Origin of the sequence: Massilia sp. TWP1-3-3 (assembly GCF_049897805.1) — a bacterium.
In the GTDB taxonomy this organism is placed as follows: Bacteria; Pseudomonadota; Gammaproteobacteria; order Burkholderiales; family Burkholderiaceae_D; genus Telluria_A.
Genome location: NZ_JAFCWX010000005.1, coordinates 132,022 through 150,445 on the forward strand (window position 1 = coordinate 132,022; position 18,424 = coordinate 150,445).

An 18,424-nucleotide genomic window follows, 5' to 3' on the forward strand; every position below is an offset into this window, starting at 1 on the left:
TTGGTTATTTTTCTTCAGTGAGTTGCTTCAGTGAGCTTGCCGATGGCAGCACCGATCTTTGGCATGACAATTTTCTGGCTGATTTGCAGCGCTTCGTAGCTCAGGCGCGGGGTCAGGAACAGCATCTTGGTGCCGGCGGGCGTTTCGTAGAAAGCGGCCATTTGTTTAAGCTCTTCCACGCTGAAGTAGCGCGCGTAAAGGGGCACGATTTCGGCCAGCAGTTCATCCATCAGCTTGGGGTCGCGAAAGGTGGCGCCGAAGGTGGCGGCCACCGCCGGGATTTCCTTGGCCGCCTTGTCGATGGCTTTCTTTTTTTGTTCGGCGGTGAGCTTGGTGTTTTTTTCCAGCGCGGCGGCAACGCCTGCCGTCATCATGGACGGCATGTCTTGCTCGAGCTTGATGAAGGAGGCCAGCATCACTTCGCGGTATTTCATCGCGGTGAGCAGTTCGTTGACGGCGGCGGTGGTGGCGGGGTCGGTCACGGGAGCGCTTTGCGCCCACAGCGATGGCGCTATGAACGCCAGTGCGGCGAAAAATACGGTGGCGATCTTTTTCATATCCGGGACGTGTCTGGTTATCGTAAGGGCTCGGCGCCCCACCGGAAAAGCGAAAGCGCATTGCGCCATTCCAAGCGCCACGTGGACGCTCGCAATGGCGGAATGCGCTTCGCTTTTCCGCCCTACGTTGATTCATGCGCTTGGGGCACTGTTATTTTCGCATGAAACAGCGCCCCTTGCAGCCTTACTCCGGCGGCGTTTCGAGATCGACGTCTTCAAGGTCGGTTTCGACCACGCGCTGCAGGCCCGAGAGCTTGGTGCCGTCTTCGACGGCGATCAAAGTCACGCCTTGCGTGGCGCGGCCCATCTCGCGAATCTCGGACACGCGGGTGCGAATGAGCACGCCGCCGGTCGTGATCAGCATGATCTCGTCGCTCGGCTCGACCAGCGTGGCGGCGACGACCCTGCCGTTACGCTCGCTGGTCTGGATCGCGATCATGCCCTTGGTGCCGCGGCCGTGGCGCGTGTACTCGGTGATCGGGGTACGCTTGCCAAAACCGTTCTCGGTTGCCGTGAGCACCGACTGCTGCTCGTTCTCGGCCACCAGCAGCGCGATCACGTTCTGGCCTTCCTCGAGGTTCATGCCGCGCACGCCGCGCGCCGTGCGGCCCATCGGACGCACGTCGTTCTCGTCGAAGCGCACCGCCTTGCCCGAGTCCGAGAACAGCATCACATCGTGCTCGCCGTCGGTCAGCGCGGCGCCGATCAGGAAGTCGCCATCGTCCAGGTCGACCGCGATGATGCCGGCCTTGCGCGGATTGGAAAAGTCGCGCAGCGGCGTCTTTTTGACGGTGCCAAGGCTGGTCGCCATGAACACGTAATGGTCTTCCGGGAACGTCCTGTTTTCACCCGACAGCGGCAAGATGACCGTGATCTTCTCGTTGTCCTGCAGCGGGAACATGTTGACGATCGGTTTGCCGCGCGAATTGCGCGAGCCTTGCGGCACTTCCCATACCTTGAGCCAGTACATGCGGCCGCGGTTCGAAAAGCACAGCATGTAGTCGTGCGTGTTGGCGATGAAAAGCTGGTCGATCCAGTCCTCTTCTTTGGTGGCCATGGCCTGCTTGCCGCGCCCGCCGCGCTTTTGGGCGCGGTATTCGCCGATCGGCTGCGACTTCATGTAGCCGGTGTGCGAGAGCGTGACGACCATGTCCTGCGGCGTGATCAAGTCTTCGGTGCCAAGGTCGGTCGGATTGTGTTCGATGGTCGAACGGCGCACGTCCTTGTTGCCGGCGCCGTACTCGTTCATGATCAAGGTCATTTCATCGGTAATGATGACGGTGACGCGCTCCGGCCTGGCGAGAATGTCGAGCAGGTCGGCGATGTGCGCCATGATCTCTTTGTACTCGTTGACGATCTTGTCCTGCTCAAGGCCGGTCAGGCGCTGCAGGCGCATCTGCAAGATCTCTTGCGCCTGTTCGTCCGACAGTTTGTACAGGCCGTCCGGCTGCATGCCGTAGTGCTTGGGCAGGTGCTCGGGACGGAAGGCCTCGACGCCACCGATGGTGGTGCCTTCGGCGGTGCGCAGCAGCATTTCACGCACCAGGGACGAATCCCAGGCGCGCGCCATTAGTTCGGTCTTGGCGACAGGGGGCGTGGGCGCGGCCTTGATGATGGCGATGAAGTCGTCGATATTGGCCAGCGCAACGGCCAGGCCTTCGAGCATGTGGCCCCGTTCGCGCGCCTTGCGCAGTTCGAACACGGTGCGCCGCGTGACCACTTCGCGCCGGTGCGACAGGAAGCACTGCAGCATCTGCTTCAAGTTCAGCAGCTTGGGCTGGCCGTTGACCAGCGCCACCATGTTCATGCCGAAGGTGTCTTGCAACTGGGTCTGCTTGTACAGATTGTTGAGGACCACTTCCGGCACTTCGCCGCGCTTCAGTTCGATGACCACGCGCATGCCGGACTTGTCGGACTCGTCGCGGATGTCGGAAATGCCTTCGAGTTTTTTGTCGCGCACGTTTTCAGCGATGCGCTCGAGCAGCGACTTTTTATTCACCTGATAAGGCAGCTCGTCGACGATGATCGCGATGCGCCCGCCATCCTTGCCGTATTCCTCGAAGTGGGTCTTGGCGCGCATGACGACGCGGCCACGACCGGTGCGGTAACCGTCGCGCACGCCCGAAACGCCGTAGATGATGCCGGCGGTGGGAAAGTCGGGCGCGGGAATGATCTCGATCAGCTCATCGATCGAGCAATCCGGGTTGCGCAGCACATGCAGCGCGCCGTTGATTACTTCGGTAATGTTGTGCGGCGGGATGTTGGTGGCCATGCCGACCGCGATGCCCGACGAGCCGTTGATCAGCAGGTTGGGAATGCGGGTTGGCAGCACCGTCGGCTCTTTTTCCTTGCCGTCATAGTTGGGCTGGAAGTCGACCGTATCCTTGTCGATGTCGGCCAGGATTTCGCTGGCGATCTTGTCCAGCCGGCACTCGGTGTAACGCATCGCCGCGGCGGAGTCGCCATCGACCGAACCGAAGTTGCCCTGGCCATCGACCAGCGTGTAGCGCAGCGAGAAATCCTGGGCCATGCGCACCAGCGTGTCGTAAATCGACGCGTCGCCGTGCGGGTGGTACTTACCCATGGTCTCGCCGACCACGCGGGCGCACTTGACGTACGGCCGGTTGTAGACGTTGTTCATTTCGTGCATGGCGAAAAGGACCCGGCGGTGCACCGGCTTCAAGCCGTCGCGCACGTCCGGCAAGGCGCGGCCCACGATCACGCTCATGGCGTAATCGAGATAGCTCTTGCGCATCTCTTCTTCGAGGGAAATGGGGATTGTTTCTTTTGCGAATTGATCCATTGGCGGGACTGATCTCAGGCTGTGGTTATAGTAGCTGTACGCAAACGCTGCATGCTTGGCCCCTGCCGATCCGAACGGCGCACGACACGGTGTAAACGCCGATCTTATCAACAGAAGCGTGGGATTTTAGCATGCGCCGTATAGCAGCAGGCTATTTCCTGAGTTCACGGCGGGAAGCGGACGGGTGCGAGGGAAGCTTGTCAAACTGCTATTCGACGCGCGACACGATGTTGCACGAATACAACATCCGGGCACGCAAATGCGTATGAATGAATAGCGCGGTCGTGCTATTTGGGCTGCTGTGGCAAAATGGCTGATAAGTTAATTGCCGGTTTCACAAGCGGAATAAGGCAGTGCCGGGGCAAGCGGGATTTGGCCATTCGCCAAGCCCCCTATCTTGTTCATACGCCCAAGTGCGCAGTATTGGCTGCGGATTTCCCCCCCGAAAGGAAGAAAATATAATGAAAAAATTCTTGATGTTCATGCTGGCCGCAAGCGCGGTTGCAGGCAGCGCACTGGCCCAAAGCTCGCCGCCGTTCGCACCGTTGACGACCGACATCCAGGCCGCCAAGCCGCACAGCGCTTACGTGCAGGATGCACGCGGTGTCATCGTCCGCAATCCATTCGGTCTGTGCTGGCGTACCGGTTACTGGACCCCGGCTGACGCCGTGCCAGGCTGCGACCTGCCAATTTGCGTTGAGCCAGCCAAGCTGGAAAACGGCAAATGCGTGACCTCGCCGCCAGCAGTCGTTCCGGTCGAGCCACCGCCAGCGGTACAGCCACCGGCAGCCGTCGTTGTTCCTCCGCCAGTGATCGCTTCGGAAAAAGTCACCTTCGCCGCTGATGCGCTGTTTGACTTCGACAAATCGGTGCTCAAGCCTGAAGGCAAAGGCAAGCTCGATGACCTGGCCTCGAAGATGCAAGCGATCAACGTCGAGGTCATCATCGCCGTCGGCCATACCGACTCGGTCGGCACCGATGCTTACAATGAAAAGCTGGCACTGCGCCGCGCCGGCGCCGTCAAGGCTTACCTGCAGGCTAAAGGTATCGAAGCGAACCGCATCTACACCGAAGGCAAGGGCGAGAAGCAACCGGTCGAAAGCAACAAGACCGCAACTGGCCGCGCCAAGAACCGTCGCGTGGAAATCGAAGTCGTTGGTACACGCAAGTAATTGCTTCAAAGCGCCGCCCGGTTGCATGGGGCGGTATAAAATGCCGCTCAGTTAAACACTGGCGGCATTTTTTTTGCTGTAAGCTACCCAATCTTGCAACCTGGTGCATGCGTTCCATGGTTTCCCGCATTCGCGGGGACTGCGTGGATGCGCTGCGCGCCGCCACTTGATTCCGTATGAATGCCGACCCTCTAGAAATCCAGAAATTCAGTGAACTTGCCCACCGCTGGTGGGATCCAACGTCCGAATTCCGCCCCCTGCACGACATTAATCCGCTCCGGCTCGAATGGATTAATGCGCGCGCCCCGCTGGCGGGCAAAAAAGTGATCGATATTGGTTGTGGCGGCGGCATCTTGTCCGAGTCGATGGCAAAAAAAGGCGCGGACGTCACCGGCATCGACTTGTCGGACAAGGCGCTCAAGGTGGCGGACCTGCACAGCCTGGAGTCCGGCGTGCAAGTGCGCTATCAACTGATCGCCGCCGAAGGCATGGCCGCACAGGAACCGGGCCAGTACGATGTGGTGACCTGCATGGAAATGCTTGAGCACGTGCCCGATCCTGCGGCAATCGTCAAGGCGGCGGCCACCCTGGTGAAACCAGGCGGCCACGTCTTCTTCTCGACCATCAATCGCAACGCCAAGGCCTACCTGTTTGCCGTGCTGGGCGCCGAGTACCTGCTGCGCATGCTGCCCAAGGGCACGCATGACTACGGCAAATTCGTCACGCCGGCCGAGCTCTCGCAATTCATCCGCGAAGCCGGTCTGCAGGTGGACGGCTTGAAAGGCCTGACTTACAATCCGCTGACCAAGATTTACGCGCTGAACCAGGACACCGATGTCAATTACATGGTGGCTTGCAGCCGTCCGTTATAACAGCGCTGCCGCGCCCTGACCCCTCCATCCTCCTATGACCTCCCCCGCCCTGCCGGCGCGCCCGCGCGCTATTCTGTTCGATCTCGACGGTACGCTGGCCGACACCGCGCCCGACCTGGCGGCGGCGGTCAACCGGCTGCGTACCGAGCGCGGCCTGGAGCCCACGCCCTACGCCGTGCTGCGCCCGACCGCTTCGGCCGGGGCGCGCGGCATGATCGGGGCCGCCTTCGGGCTGACGCCGGCCGACGAGGGCTACGAAGCATTGCGCCTGGAATGGTTCGACCACTACCAGGAAGATATTTCCGTGCATAGCACGCTGTTTGGCGGCGTGACCGAATTGCTGGCCGGCTTGACGCATGCGGGCATCGCGTGGGGCATCGTGACCAACAAGCCGGCCCGATTTACCGATCCGCTGGTGCCGCAGATCGGGCTGGCGCACGCAGGCTGCATCATTTCGGGCGACACGACCGGGCATGCCAAGCCGCATCCCGCGCCGCTGCTGGAAGCGGCGCGCAGGCTGGGCGTGGCGCCGACCGATTGCTGGTACGCCGGCGACGACTTGCGGGACATTGAGGCGGGCCGTGCTGCCGGCATGGTGACGGTGGCGTGCGCATGGGGCTATTGCGGCGCCATCGAGCCGGTCAACTGGGCCGCCGATCACTTGCTTGATACGCCAGTCGACTTGCTCGAACTGGTGCTCAATGTCCAGGCCGCGCCCCAGCGCAAGACGCAACTGGCTTGACAGCGGCGCCGGCCGTGCCGGTTGCCGACAAACTTCGCAGATGAAAAAAAGGGCCACCCAAAGGCGGCCCGAATCAAATCATCGAGGAGAAACAGGTAAAACGAATTCTTAACCCAGGGTCCAGTTGTACGCGACCTTGGTCCAGGTGCTGTCCGGCTTGCCATCCTTGCTGCCCGGCTTGAACTTGCAAGCGGTAATCGCGGACAGTGCTGCCTTGTCGAGACCCTTGAAGCCGCTGGTCTTTTCAAGCTTCGAATCGAGCACCTTGCCGTCGGCCGACACCAGGAAAGCCATCGAGACGACACCCTGCTCTTCATTCATCAACGATGCTTTCGGATATTCCGCCTTGCAGCTTTTGGCGTCGAAAATTGCCGGCACTTCAGCTGCCATGGCGAGGTTGCCGACGGTAGCGAGAACGAGAACGGCGGCACATTTGAAGAAAGGGGTGGTGGTCATGGTGAACTCCTGGTTTCAGGTTGGTAATAGGAGGTCGTCTTGTGGCCGACCGTTAGAGATACTATACGGCACTAAATGCCGTGTGGCAATTCTTTTTGTGCCGCACGGCAACAGTTGTGCGAACAAAGTCCATGCGAATCGGGGCGCCACCAAGCTTGGCATTGCGCTACAATAGAGGTTCTGTGGGGGCGACCTGGTTTCGACGTGGGTTGCAAAGCAGCGCAGGGCATACCGAGGGCGGGCTACCTCGTAAATACAACCTGAAAAACTTAACTGCAAACGATAACTCGTACGCACTCGCAGCTTAATTGCTGCTAGCTCTAGAACACCTCGTCCCTGGGGTGGGCCGTCAAAAGCTCTAGAGTCATTTACAGGGACTCGTCTGATGCTGGGTTACTTAGCACTGGACTAAATAATAGGTAACTCGCTTGTACACAGCGTGCACGTCCGCGTTGTACCGGTTAAATTAAATGGCAGTGCTAAGTATGTAGAACTGTCTGTAGAGTGCTTGCGGACGCGGGTTCGATTCCCGCCGCCTCCACCAAAGCATGCTGAAAAACCGTCCCTTGGGCGGTTTTTTTTCGTCCGCACCGATCCGCGGCGCAAGTTTCACGCGCATGTAGCGGGCCCGAGGGACAACTTACCGCGCTAAAACGCCCATACCGCTTCGATCCCCCGATCTCGCGACGGGCTTGCTGTCGGTGCCAGAACGAAGATCTTCCAGCCAGTCAAGGTTTTCCGATCTCGCAATAGTTCCCTCAAGACATTTCGCTGGCAAGCAGTTCATCCAAGGAATACACTGCCCTTCCCGACGTCTGTTTCGAGGTACCCATGAAAACCGCCTTCACCGCCATTGCTTTGCTCCTCGTCACGCTGGTCAGCCAAGCGGAGGACATTCCGGAGACGCCCCAACATCCCGTCAGCATCGGCGACAGCTGGACCTTCAAACGGGTGTCAAAAGGCCAGATCACGGTTCAGTCGCGTACCATTTTTAAGATTGCCGAGCAAGGGGCGGACGACCAGTACATCATCAAGTCCCTGTCCGGCGAAGTGAGCGGGAACGGGCCGACCGTCTGGCGCCAAGCCGGCCGGGTGGACACCGATACCTGCATGATTGATTTTTTTGGCGGCAGCACGCTTGGCATTACCCATAGCTGCAGCACGGCCTTTGTACCGGGCATGGATTGGAACACGGAAGCAATCAACAAGGAAACCAGGACGACGCAGCGCTATCAGGTGATCGGTCCGGACGAGGTGACGGTTGGCGCGGGTACCTTTCAGGCGCTCAAGATCGAGTCCCATTGGGAAGTGGCAAAAGCCGTCAATACAGGCAAGGCGTCGCCCAAATACGGTCCGCCCCTGCGCTACCATTTTGTCTATTGGTATGCGCCCGAAACGAAAACAATGGTCAAGGCAGAGCGCGAATTTCGTAACCCTGCCGGTGCGGTGGAGACCCGCTCAACCGACGAACTGGAAGCATTTCGCGTGCAAAACCCGCGCTGAACGCCAGTGCGCACCTTTAACCGGGCCGCACCACATCGCTCCTGATGGCGCCCCCCGAGCTGGCAACTCCCCGCGCCACAATCTTGCCGGCAGAGGAAACGGGCAACCCGGACCAGGGAGCCAGCAGTGCTCGCGCTCCCCCGGACCGCCATTGAGCGTTGCGGCTAGTGCTTGTCCGACGCCATCTTGCTGCTGGTATAAATCGAATACAGCGCCGACAACCCGACCAGCACATAGACGATGCGCGACAAGGCGGACTGCGTGCCGAACAGCGCTGCGACGAGGTCGTAGTTGAACAGGCCGACCAGGCCCCAATTGAGGCCGCCGACGATCAGCAAGACCAGGGCGACCCAGTCCAGCGCGTTCATCCGGGCCCTGTGCATGGAACCTGTCGCGCTTCGCCTGTCGGAAAGATGCCTGCGTTCAGATGCAGGTGCGTTAATTGTTGCCATTGCTACCTCCTCGGTGTGTATGGGCTGAGGCGCTGCCAGCGGCAGCGCACTTGCACCGGCATGAAAAGTACCGGGTGCATATCTACGACACCGGAACGCGGGCCAAGTTTGATCAGGATGGAGGAAAGCGGCTTGCAACATGATGTTGCGCAGCCTCGGCCAATATCAGCAGCGCTGCGCGCAGCGGTTCGGTGAATTCAGGCATGTCCATCAGCGTCGCCGGATCGAACTCCTTGCGCGCGCAGGCAATGCGCACCGATGCCGCCTCGAGCACCGACCAACCCATCGTGGCAACGATTTCCGCGAGCGCAGCCTGGGCATGGCTGGCGCGCGGCGAACTATTCAGCAGCGCCACCGACTTGCCTTCCAGGCCCGTCGTGCCGACCACCCAGTCGAGCGCGTTTTTCAATGTTCCCGGCACGCCATGTGCGTATTCCGGGCAGGCGATCAGGATGGCGTCGCATTCGCGCAGCAGTGTTTGCCAACGGGCCACGGCGGCCGGCGCCGGCGTTTCGTGGTCGGGATTGAAGTGCGGCAGCGCGCCCATCTCTTCGTACAGGGTCACCACCAGACCAGGCGGCGCCAGCGCGGCCGCCGCCCGCAACAGCGCCGTGTTGACGGACGCGGCGCGCAGACTGCCCGATAGTGCAATTACATGCAGACTCACAGCAACTCCTGAAGTAAAGACAAGGGAGATGCAAGCCTACCATGCCGCCAATCACGCCGCTGTCAGGACGACGCCCCCATGTCGGCGCGCGCCGCATCGATCTGCAATGCCTTCTTGAGCGCGTCGTTGAAAGCAGGTAAGTCATCCGGTTTGCGGCTGGTGATGAGCTTGCCGTCGATGACCACTTCGTCGTCGGTCCATTCGGCGCCTGCATTGCGCAAGTCGGTTTGCAAGCTGGGCCAGCTGGTCAGGTGACTGGCTTTGGCGACGCCGGCGTCGATCAGCGTCCAGGGGCCGTGGCAAATAGCGGCGATGGGTTTGTCTTCGGTGGCAAAATCGCGGATGAAGTCGATCGACTCTTTACTGAGGCGCAACTGGTCAGGATTGGAGACGCCGCCCGGCAACAAGAGCGCATCGAACTGCCCGGGTGAGGCGTCGCGCACATTTAGTTCTACCTGAAACTGGTCGCCCTTGTCGGCATGATTGAACCCTTGAACCTGCTCACCTTTTGCCTTGGGAGAAATGAGCGTTACGGTGGCGCCGTGCTGCTCGAGAAAGCTGCGCGGCGACGTGTATTCGATCTGCTCGACCCCGTCAGTCATCAGTACCGCGACACGCTTGCCGCGCAAGGCTTGGCCAGTGCTTTGTTCCATGTGATTTCCTTTGCATGATTGAGTTTTGCGTTAGATTGCCACGCAATTCTAAAAGCCCCTGCGAGAGCGTGGCGCGCGCCTCGGCCGCCAGACATCTTTGCTTACAAATCCACTGTACGTAAATACAGCTTTGCGTCGCAAGGATTGTTATGCATCAACGATAAAGACAGGCTCAGTAGCATAGTCACTACATCACGGTGGAGGAGCCGGGCATGCGCGGTGCAGTGGACAGGCAGTCATACACGAACCGCGGCGCGCGGATTGAAGGCCAGGTCGCGCGCCATGGTCTGGTACAGCTCGCGCGCCTTGGGGCTGCTGGCAGGCGGCAAGACCACTTCGAGCTCCAGGTACAGGTCGCCAACGGGGTGGCCCGGAATGCCACGCCCTTTCAAGCGCAACTTGCGTCCGCTTTGCGAGCCGGGCGGCACGCTCACCTGCACGTCGCCGGACGGCGTGGGCACGTCGATATGCGCGCCAAGGGCCGCTTCCCAGGGCGCCACGGCCAGCTTTTCGTAGACGTTGCGCCCTTCCACCCGGTACCGCGCATCTGCATTGAAGCCAATTTCAAGGAACAGGTCGCCAGGCGGAGCGCCGCCGCTGCCCGGGTGGCCCTGCCCCGCCAGGCGCACTTGCTGGCCGGGCAGCACGCCCTTGGGAACGGGTACGTCAAGCGCGCGTTCGCGGGTGCTGATCCGGCCTTGAACGTCGCGCTGGGGCACGCGCAAAGTCACCGTCCGGTTGGCGCCGTGGTAAGCGTCAGCCAAGTCGATGAAAAGACTGGCGTGCATGTCTTCGCCGCGGGCGTAAAACGCACTGCCGCGGCGACCGACGTGGGCGAACAGGTCCGAAAAAAAGTCGTCGCCACTGCCGCCGTGGGCGGCGGCGCCTGCATCAGCGCGCTGGAAAGGCCGGCCGGCGCGCGCCCTGCTTCCCAAGGCATCGTAGGTGGTGCGCTTGGCGGCGTCGCCCAGCACGCCGTACGCCTCGTTGATTTCCTTGGCCTTGTCGCCCGCGTCCCGCGCCTTGTTGACGTCGGGGTGGTGCTTGCGCATCAGCTTGCGGTAGGCTTTTTTGATGTCCTCCGCCGTTGCGTTGCTGGCAAGGCCAAGCGTCTTGTAATAGTCCTTGTATTCCACGAGCAGCACTCTGGAACCGGTTTATACAATCGTACTGTGTGGTCGCCGCCGGGAGCGCACGCTTCCGGCACGCATCTTTAAAAGAGGAAGCCGCAATGAACAAATGGGTCAAGGGAACCAGTCTGGCGCTGGCGGCAGTGGCGGTCCTCGCGGGGGCCACCGTGCTGGTTGGCAAGGCGATGGGCGAGCGCAAGATGCAGCGCGTCATCAGCGTACCGTCGACGCAGTTGCTGGTGCCGGCGGCGCGCGCCAGCCTGGAACAGGGCCGCTACCTGTTCGCCACGCGCGGCTGCGCCGACTGCCACACGGCAAGCGGCGGCGGCAAGGAAGTCATCAACAGCGGCGCGATGCTGGTCATTTCGCCCAACATCACGCGCGGCGCCAACAGCGCGACCGCCACCTACGTCGGCACCGACTGGGTGCGTACGCTGCGCCACGGCGTCAAGCCAGACGGCAGGCCGGTGATGATCATGCCCAGCGAAGACTACAACCGCCTCAGCAACGACGACGTGGCGTCCATCATCGCCTACGTCCAACAGTTGCCGCCGGTGCCAGGGCGGCGCGCAACGGTACAGTTGCCGGTTGCCGTCAAGGTGTTGTATGCGTTCGGGTACGTCAAGGATGCTGCTGAACTGATCGACCATGTCTTGCCGCCGCAACCGCCGGTGCTGGCCGCCGTCAGCCTGGCGCATGGCGCTTACGTGGCCAACAGTTGCGTTGGCTGCCATGGCGCTACGCTCAGCGGCGGCAAGATCCCCGGGGCGCCGCCCGAATGGCCCGCGCCTGCCAACCTGACAACCGGCAACGGCAGCGCCATGAAGCGCTATCCGACGCCCGAACTGTTCATGGCCATGCTGCGCAGCGGCAAACGGCCCGACGGCAGCGCGATCAGCAGCGTGATGCCCTTCGGCTCCCTGCGGGAAATGAATGATGTCGATGTGCGCGCCCTGCACAGCTACCTGCAGACGCTGCCCCCGCGCGCGGCAGGGGGAAGGTAAAGCGGGGCTCTGGCCCGCCCTGTTCTTAACGCACGCGGCGCACCGACGAGATTGCGTTGTGCAGCGTGCCCAGGCGGTCGTAACGGCCGGGGCCGAATACCTGGCACTGGCCGCGGAACCCGGCGTGTTCGCAAAATTCCCACTGCCCTGCCTGGATCACGAGCGAGCCGGCGCGATCATTGAAATTGACGTCCGTCAACGAACTGATTTCATTGTTGATCGGCAAGCGCTCGCCGCCAAACCCTTGTCCCGCGAACAATTCAACTGCGCCGCCGTCGCGCCCCTCGCGCCCGTCATTCCCGTTATAGCCGTCGCGCTGGCCATAGCCGCCGCGGCGCTCGCCCCCGTCGCCAATCTGGCGCGCCGATGAAATGGCGCGGTTAAAGGCGCGATCGAGGTTGCGGTATTCGCCCGGCCCGAAAGTGCGGCAGCGGCCGCGGAAATCGGTGTGCTCGCAAAACTCCCACGTGCCGCCGCGAATGACCATCGACTGGGTCATGTCGTTAAAGCCGAGCGGCACAAAATTGTTGGCGTCGCCGCGCAGCGAGATTGAGCGCCCGCGCAGGTCGCTGCTGTCGAACAGCATCACCGATTGTTCGCCGCCCCGGTTGCGCCCTCGTCCACGGCCGCGCTCTTCGCCGCGGTCACCACGGTCGCCGCGGTCGCCACGCTCGCCCCCGATTTCGCGCAGCGACGAAATCTGGTTGCTGAACCGGTCCAGATTGCGGTACGGGCCAGCTTCGAAGACCCGGCATTCGCCGCGAAACTCGCTGTCGACGCAAGCTTCCCAGCGGCCCGAACGGACCATCAAGCTCATCGCGCGGTCATTGAACCCCTGGTTTTGCAGGTTGCTCACTTCGGTGCGCACGGTCGATTCGCGCCCCGTCAGGTCAACGCCGGAATACAGGGTAACTTCCCCCGCGTGGGCCGCCGTTTGGGCCAACAGGGCGGTGGAAAGCATGAGGGCGAACTGGTAAGGGCGCATGGTCGATATCCTTCGATGGGTGGAGTTCGCATTGTGAAGCTATCAACGCGCGGCGGGGGGATGCGCTGACACTTATGTTGTAACAAAATCCTACTCAGCAAGACGCACCGCAGCGTTGCAGAACGCGATTGCAAAATGTCAGTAAAATCCCTGTTTGTCCGTTTGAAGCTTCCATGACCCATCTTTCCAATCACGCGCCCTACTCCGTCCGTTCCGAAATGTCGGCCCTGTGGGGCCTTTCATGGCCGATGCTGGTCGGCCAGCTGGCCACCGTGGGCATGGGCGTGGCCGACGTCGCCATGACCGGCCATGTCAGCGCTGCCCAGCTGGCCGCCGTGTCGCTGGGCGCGTCCGTCTGGTCGATCATCCTGGTCACGGTAATGGGCGTGATGATGGCGATTAACTCGGTCGTCGCCCATGAAATCGGCGCCGGCCAGTTTGGCAGCATCGCGCACACCGTGCGCCAGGCGCTGTGGAAAGGCCTGGGCGTGGGGCTGCTCGCGTGCATCGCGGCCAACCTGGCCACGCTCCTGTTCGACCATATCGGCCTGGACGCCGAAGTGAACGCCAACGCCTCGCGCTTTTTGCACGTGATCAGCCTGGGCATGCCCGCGTTTGGCTGCTACCGCGCACTGTACGGCTACACCACCAGCATCAACCAGACCAAGCCGGTGATGGTGATCGCGCTGCTTGGCCTGCTGCTCAACGTCTTCATCAACTACCTGCTCGTGTTCGGGAATTGGGGCATGCCAAAAATGGGCGCAGTGGGCTGCGCGGTGGCCACCGTGATCGGCATGTGGCTGATGCTGGCGGCGATGCTGCTCTGGATCCGCTACGCTCCGGCCTACCGCGCCACCTATCCGTTCACGCACTGGGAGTGGCCGCACTGGCCAGAGATTAGCAGCATGCTGCGCCTTGGCGTGCCGATCGGGATCACCTACTTTGCCGAAGTGAGCGCCTTTGGCGCCGTCAGCCTGCTGATCGCGCGCTTCGGCGTGGTGCAGGTGTCGGCGCACCAGATTGCGCTCAATTTTTCGTCCCTGGTATTTATGGTGCCGCTCAGTTTCGGCATCGGCCTGATCACCCGCGTCGGCCAGGCGCTGGGCGAAGGCAACCCGCAGCGGGCGCGCTTTGCCGCCTGGGTCGGCATGGGCATGGCGCTGGCGTTCGCGGTCATCTCGGCGCTCTTCATCGTGCTGTTTCGCTGGCAGATCGCGCGCGCCTATACGTCCGACCCGCAGGTGCAATCGCTGTGCGTGGACCTGCTGCTGTTCGCGGCGCTGTTCCAGTTGTCCGACGCGGCCCAGGTGGCGGCGTCGAGCGCCATTCGCGGCTACAAGGTCACGCGCCAGCCGATGCAGATCCAGGTGCTGGCCTTCTGGGGCTTTGCGCTGCCGGCCGGGATCGTGCTGGGTCTGGCGCCCGCGTGGAGCCCCTGGTCGCCCGCCGCGCCGATGAAGGCGCAGGGTTTCTGGATCGGGCTGGTGCTGGGGTTGACGATTGCCGCCGTGCTGCTGACCCGGTCGCTGGCGCGCCTGTCGCACAGGCGCGCGCTCGCTTGATGCGCGAGGGCGACGCTACAACAGTATCGGGCCCATATTTACAGCGTTATCGAGCCGACTCTGGTATCGTCTTGCGGTTCCATGAGAACAACAAGATCAACCTAACGACGAGACTCCCATGCGTTTTCTGCTTTGTCTTCTAGCCGCACTTTCGAGCGCTCCCGCATCCGCCGAGCGCCTGACCCTGGACCGACTGCACGCCGACCCGGCGCTGTCGGGACCTGGCGTGCGCAACCTGCGCGTGTCGCCCGACGGCGCGCGCGTCACCTTTTTGCGCGGCCGCCCCGACAACCAGTACCAGCTCGATCTGTGGGAATACAACATGAAGGACAAGACCACGCGCAAGCTGGTCGACTCCAAGGTGCTGGTGCCCAACGAGACGCTGTCGGCTGAAGAGCAGGCGCGCCGCGAGCGCGCGCGCACCGCCAGCTTCCAGGGCATCATCAATTACAGCTGGTCGCCGGACGGCAAGCAGCTGCTGGTGCCGATCGCCTCCGACCTGTACCTGGTCGACGTGGCCAAGCCCGAAGCTGCGCGCAAGGTGGCTACCGGCAGCGTGGCCGATCCGAAGATTTCGCCGAAAGGGCGTTACCTCTCGTTCGTGCGCAACCAGAACCTGTTCGTCATCGACCTGGCCAGCGGCGCCGAAAAGCAGCTCACGCAAGACGGTGCCGGCACGGTCTTTAACGGCGAGGCCGAATTCGTCGCGCAGGAAGAAATGGACCAGCGCACCGGCTACTACTGGGCGCCGGACGACTCGGCGATCGCGTACAAACGCTACGACGAAGCACCGGTGCCGGTCGTCAAGCGCTTCGAGATTTTCGCCGACCGCACCACCGTCGTCGAACAGCGCTATCCGGCTGCGGGCGACCCTAACGTGCTGGTAGACCTGATGATCGTCTCGCCCACCACGGGTGCGCAGCGCAAGGTGGAACTGGGCGCGAACAAGGACGTGTACCTGGTGCGCGCCGACTGGAGCGAGAACAGCAAGCAGCTGCTGTACCAGATCCAGTCGCGCGACCAGAAGCGGCTCGACCTGATCTCGGTCGACGCGGCCACGCTGGCCCAGCGCACCATGCTCACCGAAACCTCCAAGACCTGGGTCGCGCTGCACAACGACCTGCGCTTTTTAAAAGGGCGCAACGCCTTTATCTGGGCTTCCGAGCGCACCGGGCGCAATCACCTGTACCTGTACGACCTCGATGGCAAGCTGCTGCATCCTATCTCGCAGGGCAACTGGGGCTTCGACGACGTGCTGGCGGTCGACGAAAAAGCCGGGCGCGTATACGTCTCGTCCAACCGCGACGCCGTCATCGACAAGCAGACCTACGCGCTGGCGATCGACGGCAGCACTGCCGACAAGCCGCTGCGCATCACCAAGGCCGACGGCTGGCATGAGTCGTCCTTCGCCAAGAACGGCCAGGTGTTCGTCGACACCTTCTCCGATCCGTCGACCCCGGCGCAGGTATCGATTCGCCGTCCGGACGGTTCGATGGTCGAGTGGCTCGAGAAAAACGAAGTCAACGCCGCTCACCCGTATGGCAAATACCTGGCCGACCACCTGAAGACCGAATACGGCACCCTCAAGGCGAACGATGGCCAGACGCTGTACTACTCGCTGATCAAGCCGGCCGGTTTCAAGGCCAATGCGCGCTATCCGGTGTATTTGTCGACCTACGGCGGACCGGGCGCGCAGCACGTCAAGCGCAGCTGGGGCGACATGTTCGACCAGTACATGGCGCAGCAGGGCTATGTCGTGTTCAGGCTGGACAACCGCGGCTCGACGCGGCGCGAACGCGCCTTCACCGACGTCATCTACGGCAACCTGGGCCAGCACGAAGTCGAAGACCAGGTCACCGGGATCGACTGGCTGGGCCGGCAAAGCTTTGTCGACAAGCGCCGCATCGGCGTGTACGGCTGGAGCTATGGCGGCTTCATGGCGCTGCGCCTGTTGTCGGCCGCGTCCGACAAGATCGCCGCCGGCGTATCCGGCGCGCCGGTGACCGACTGGGCCTTGTACGACACCCACTACACCGAGCGCTACCTGGGCGGCACGCCAAAGGGCGACCCGGCCGCGTACAAGAACAGCGGCGTGTTCGCGCACCTGGACGGGCTCAAGTCGCCGCTGCTGCTGATGCACGGCATGGCCGACGACAACGTCCTGTTCAGCAACACCACGCGTCTGATAGACGACCTGGTGAACCGCAACGTGCAATTCGAGCTGATGACGTATCCGGGCGCCAAGCACGGCATTTCAGCGCGCGCCGGCAAGCGGCACGTGCAGTACACGATCGACGCGTTTTTCCGCAAGCACCTCGCCGCACCAAAACAGTAAGCATCCAGCAATAATCTCCCCCGGGGTCAGTTCCCCCATTACGACACGAGCTCATCTGCCTGCAGATGAGCTCGTTTTGCGTTTCTTGTGTGTTTTTTTGTACGATCAGCGGATTTTGCTCCGTGCGGCAGGCGGCGCCGGCTGGGGCAGATGCATCGTCACCTTGCCGTCGGCGTCCAGGAAGTCGAGTGAGGGCTGGTTTTCCGGCGTTACCGTCATCATGATTTTAGGGCGTCCTTGCGCATCGGCAAGAATGACTGCGGAAGACTTGCCTGGCGTCTTGCTGACAAAAAGGTGACGTGTCTGTTCCCCGCCGGCGTCCTTCCAGCGGCGCAGCAGCGCCTCCTTGGCGGGCCCTTCCGCAGCACCTTGGTACGACTTCCACAAGGGGTCGTAGTCCTTCACGAGTCCGCGATCATAAATGTTCAGCCCCGACGTCATGCTGCCATTTTGCTCATAGTGTCCAAGGGCGAGCTGCTGGTCGCCGCCAAACCGGTCCATGGAGAAATGCATCCCTGCTACCGGATGACCTTCCGCATCAAGTTTTCCATCAAAGATCAGCCCGCCACTTTCGTCGCCTGCGGCGTTATAGAAAATAATGCCTGGGCGCGCCGGCCCATCGCGTTTGATCTCCTTGCCTCCCATCACGGGCTGGGGAATGCGTTCGCGATTCGAAATAACGAGGTCTGTTTTTCCTCCCGGCGTGACGATATTGATGCGCTCGACATCAATTTCCGAGAACTTGCCACGTGGGGAGCTACTGGTCGCAGCGGCCAGCATACCAACTGCCAACATGGCGCCGCCGACTGTGACCACTTGGCGCAACAGCCGGTTCTGACGTTGAAGTTCGCGCATAATTGCCTGATCTTGATTCATTTTTCCCCCGTTAAGTAGGAGGTTGTGGGATCACCGGCATCCCAAAATATTGATGTTGTGTCAAGAGTGTAACGACAGGGTTGGCCATATGGTTCGGGTTACGACGAAGTGCTGGATGGATGGGTTAAAGAGTAGAAATCCTCGATAAACGATGTGTTTCTCACGGACCGCGCCGCTTGAGGTACGCCAATGCAAAACGAGCTCATCTAGCAAAAGATGAGCTCGTGTCGTAATGGGGGAACTAACCCCGGGTGAGGTTGCGGGCAAAAAAATAGCCGCGACATGCGCGGCTATTTTTTTATGCTGACTCGATATTAATTGAGCGCATCCTTGGCGGCTTCTTTCAGGTCGCCCAACTTTTCCTGGGTCTTGCCTTCAACCTGGTTCGACAAGCCTTTGACCTGCTGTTCCTTGTTGCCGACGATCTTGCCAGCCTCTTCCTGAATCTTGCCGCCGATATCTTGCAGTTTGCCGTTGACTTGGTCTTTGTTCATGGTGAGCTCCTTGGGATTGCGCATGCCCAGGTGGACATGCAGTGAAGCCAGAATACCGTGGCGCAAAAAGTCGGTCTGTTCGTGTCCGCACATATTTAGCTATAAAAATGTCTTTGCAAAAAGTGATACAGCCCGGGCAATCTCCGCTCAAGAACGTATCA

The 18,424-nt window shown here is 61.4% G+C and carries 17 protein-coding genes and 1 other RNA gene; 8 read left to right on the forward strand and 10 right to left on the reverse strand.

Annotated elements, in window-relative coordinates:
- Positions 1 to 14 precede the first annotated feature (14 nt).
- Both ACP7D4_RS06660 and gyrA read right to left on the reverse strand, forming a co-directional pair.
- Positions 15 to 557 (reverse strand): DUF2059 domain-containing protein, encoded by a 543-nt coding sequence (locus ACP7D4_RS06660; protein WP_426100551.1) that lies wholly within the window; start codon positions 555 to 557, stop codon positions 15 to 17.
- A gap of 184 nt (positions 558 to 741) precedes the next feature.
- The gene (gyrA, locus tag ACP7D4_RS06665) at positions 742 to 3,360 is read right to left on the reverse strand and encodes a DNA gyrase subunit A (RefSeq protein WP_426100549.1); all 2,619 of its coding nucleotides are present in this window, start codon (positions 3,358 to 3,360) and stop codon (positions 742 to 744) included.
- Between the two features lie 461 nt (positions 3,361 to 3,821).
- Between gyrA and ompA the strand changes: the two genes are divergently transcribed.
- The 3 genes from ompA (at position 3,822) to ACP7D4_RS06680 (ending at position 6,146) form a co-directional block, all read left to right on the forward strand.
- The gene (gene ompA, locus ACP7D4_RS06670) at positions 3,822 to 4,532 is read left to right on the forward strand and encodes an outer membrane protein OmpA (protein ID WP_426100547.1); all 711 of its coding nucleotides are present in this window, start codon (positions 3,822 to 3,824) and stop codon (positions 4,530 to 4,532) included.
- A 176-nt stretch (positions 4,533 to 4,708) separates the two neighbouring features.
- Complete coding sequence (gene ubiG / locus ACP7D4_RS06675; RefSeq protein ID WP_426208291.1) at positions 4,709 to 5,404, forward strand: bifunctional 2-polyprenyl-6-hydroxyphenol methylase/3-demethylubiquinol 3-O-methyltransferase UbiG; 696 nt, start codon at positions 4,709 to 4,711, stop codon at positions 5,402 to 5,404.
- Positions 5,405 to 5,438: 34 nt separating this feature from the next.
- Positions 5,439 to 6,146 carry an HAD family hydrolase gene (locus ACP7D4_RS06680; RefSeq protein ID WP_426100543.1) on the forward strand — a complete coding sequence of 236 codons (708 nt, stop codon included), beginning with the start codon at positions 5,439 to 5,441 and terminating at the stop codon, positions 6,144 to 6,146.
- Between the two features lie 108 nt (positions 6,147 to 6,254).
- On the opposite strand, the gene ACP7D4_RS06685 is transcribed toward ACP7D4_RS06680, so the two are convergent.
- Positions 6,255 to 6,536, reverse strand: a complete 282-nt coding sequence (locus ACP7D4_RS06685) for an energy transducer TonB (RefSeq protein ID WP_426100963.1) — start codon at positions 6,534 to 6,536, stop codon at positions 6,255 to 6,257.
- 250 nt (positions 6,537 to 6,786) lie between these two features.
- On the opposite strand from ACP7D4_RS06685, the gene ssrA reads away from it, so the two are divergent.
- Both ssrA and ACP7D4_RS06695 read left to right on the forward strand, forming a co-directional pair.
- Positions 6,787 to 7,146: a transfer-messenger RNA gene (gene ssrA, locus ACP7D4_RS06690) on the forward strand.
- Between the two features lie 287 nt (positions 7,147 to 7,433).
- Complete coding sequence (locus ACP7D4_RS06695; protein WP_426208292.1) at positions 7,434 to 8,105, forward strand: hypothetical protein; 672 nt, start codon at positions 7,434 to 7,436, stop codon at positions 8,103 to 8,105.
- A 164-nt stretch (positions 8,106 to 8,269) separates the two neighbouring features.
- Here the strand turns inward: ACP7D4_RS06695 and ACP7D4_RS06700 are convergent, their stop codons facing one another.
- From ACP7D4_RS06700 to ACP7D4_RS06715, 4 genes are all read right to left on the reverse strand, one after another.
- Positions 8,270 to 8,557 (reverse strand): DUF378 domain-containing protein, encoded by a 288-nt coding sequence (locus ACP7D4_RS06700; RefSeq protein WP_426208293.1) that lies wholly within the window; start codon positions 8,555 to 8,557, stop codon positions 8,270 to 8,272.
- Between the two features lie 112 nt (positions 8,558 to 8,669).
- Positions 8,670 to 9,224, reverse strand: a complete 555-nt coding sequence (locus ACP7D4_RS06705) for an NADPH-dependent FMN reductase (RefSeq protein WP_426100537.1) — start codon at positions 9,222 to 9,224, stop codon at positions 8,670 to 8,672.
- A 62-nt stretch (positions 9,225 to 9,286) separates the two neighbouring features.
- Positions 9,287 to 9,877, reverse strand: a complete 591-nt coding sequence (locus tag ACP7D4_RS06710; RefSeq protein WP_426208294.1) for a type 1 glutamine amidotransferase domain-containing protein — start codon at positions 9,875 to 9,877, stop codon at positions 9,287 to 9,289.
- Positions 9,878 to 10,113: 236 nt separating this feature from the next.
- The gene (locus ACP7D4_RS06715; RefSeq protein ID WP_426208404.1) at positions 10,114 to 11,013 is read right to left on the reverse strand and encodes a DnaJ C-terminal domain-containing protein; all 900 of its coding nucleotides are present in this window, start codon (positions 11,011 to 11,013) and stop codon (positions 10,114 to 10,116) included.
- Positions 11,014 to 11,108: 95 nt separating this feature from the next.
- Here ACP7D4_RS06715 and ACP7D4_RS06720 point away from each other — a divergent pair, with 95 nt between their 5' ends.
- Positions 11,109 to 12,011: a c-type cytochrome gene (locus ACP7D4_RS06720; protein WP_426208296.1), complete on the forward strand. Its 903-nt coding sequence runs from the start codon at positions 11,109 to 11,111 to the stop codon at positions 12,009 to 12,011.
- Positions 12,012 to 12,036: 25 nt separating this feature from the next.
- Here ACP7D4_RS06720 and ACP7D4_RS06725 read toward each other — a convergent pair whose 3' ends face one another.
- Positions 12,037 to 12,996 carry a beta/gamma crystallin-related protein gene (locus ACP7D4_RS06725; protein ID WP_426100529.1) on the reverse strand — a complete coding sequence of 320 codons (960 nt, stop codon included), beginning with the start codon at positions 12,994 to 12,996 and terminating at the stop codon, positions 12,037 to 12,039.
- A gap of 173 nt (positions 12,997 to 13,169) precedes the next feature.
- Between ACP7D4_RS06725 and ACP7D4_RS06730 the strand changes: the two genes are divergently transcribed.
- Complete coding sequence (locus tag ACP7D4_RS06730) at positions 13,170 to 14,558, forward strand: MATE family efflux transporter (RefSeq protein ID WP_426208297.1); 1,389 nt, start codon at positions 13,170 to 13,172, stop codon at positions 14,556 to 14,558.
- A 118-nt stretch (positions 14,559 to 14,676) separates the two neighbouring features.
- Positions 14,677 to 16,893 carry an alpha/beta fold hydrolase gene (locus ACP7D4_RS06735; protein ID WP_426208298.1) on the forward strand — a complete coding sequence of 739 codons (2,217 nt, stop codon included), beginning with the start codon at positions 14,677 to 14,679 and terminating at the stop codon, positions 16,891 to 16,893.
- Positions 16,894 to 16,998: 105 nt separating this feature from the next.
- On the opposite strand, the gene ACP7D4_RS06740 is transcribed toward ACP7D4_RS06735, so the two are convergent.
- Together ACP7D4_RS06740 and ACP7D4_RS06745 are read right to left on the reverse strand one after the other, a co-directional pair.
- Positions 16,999 to 17,769 carry a hypothetical protein gene (locus tag ACP7D4_RS06740; protein ID WP_426208300.1) on the reverse strand — a complete coding sequence of 257 codons (771 nt, stop codon included), beginning with the start codon at positions 17,767 to 17,769 and terminating at the stop codon, positions 16,999 to 17,001.
- A 314-nt stretch (positions 17,770 to 18,083) separates the two neighbouring features.
- Positions 18,084 to 18,263, reverse strand: coding sequence for a CsbD family protein (locus tag ACP7D4_RS06745; RefSeq protein WP_426100521.1), 180 nt, complete (start codon positions 18,261 to 18,263; stop codon positions 18,084 to 18,086).
- Positions 18,264 to 18,424 lie beyond the last annotated feature (161 nt).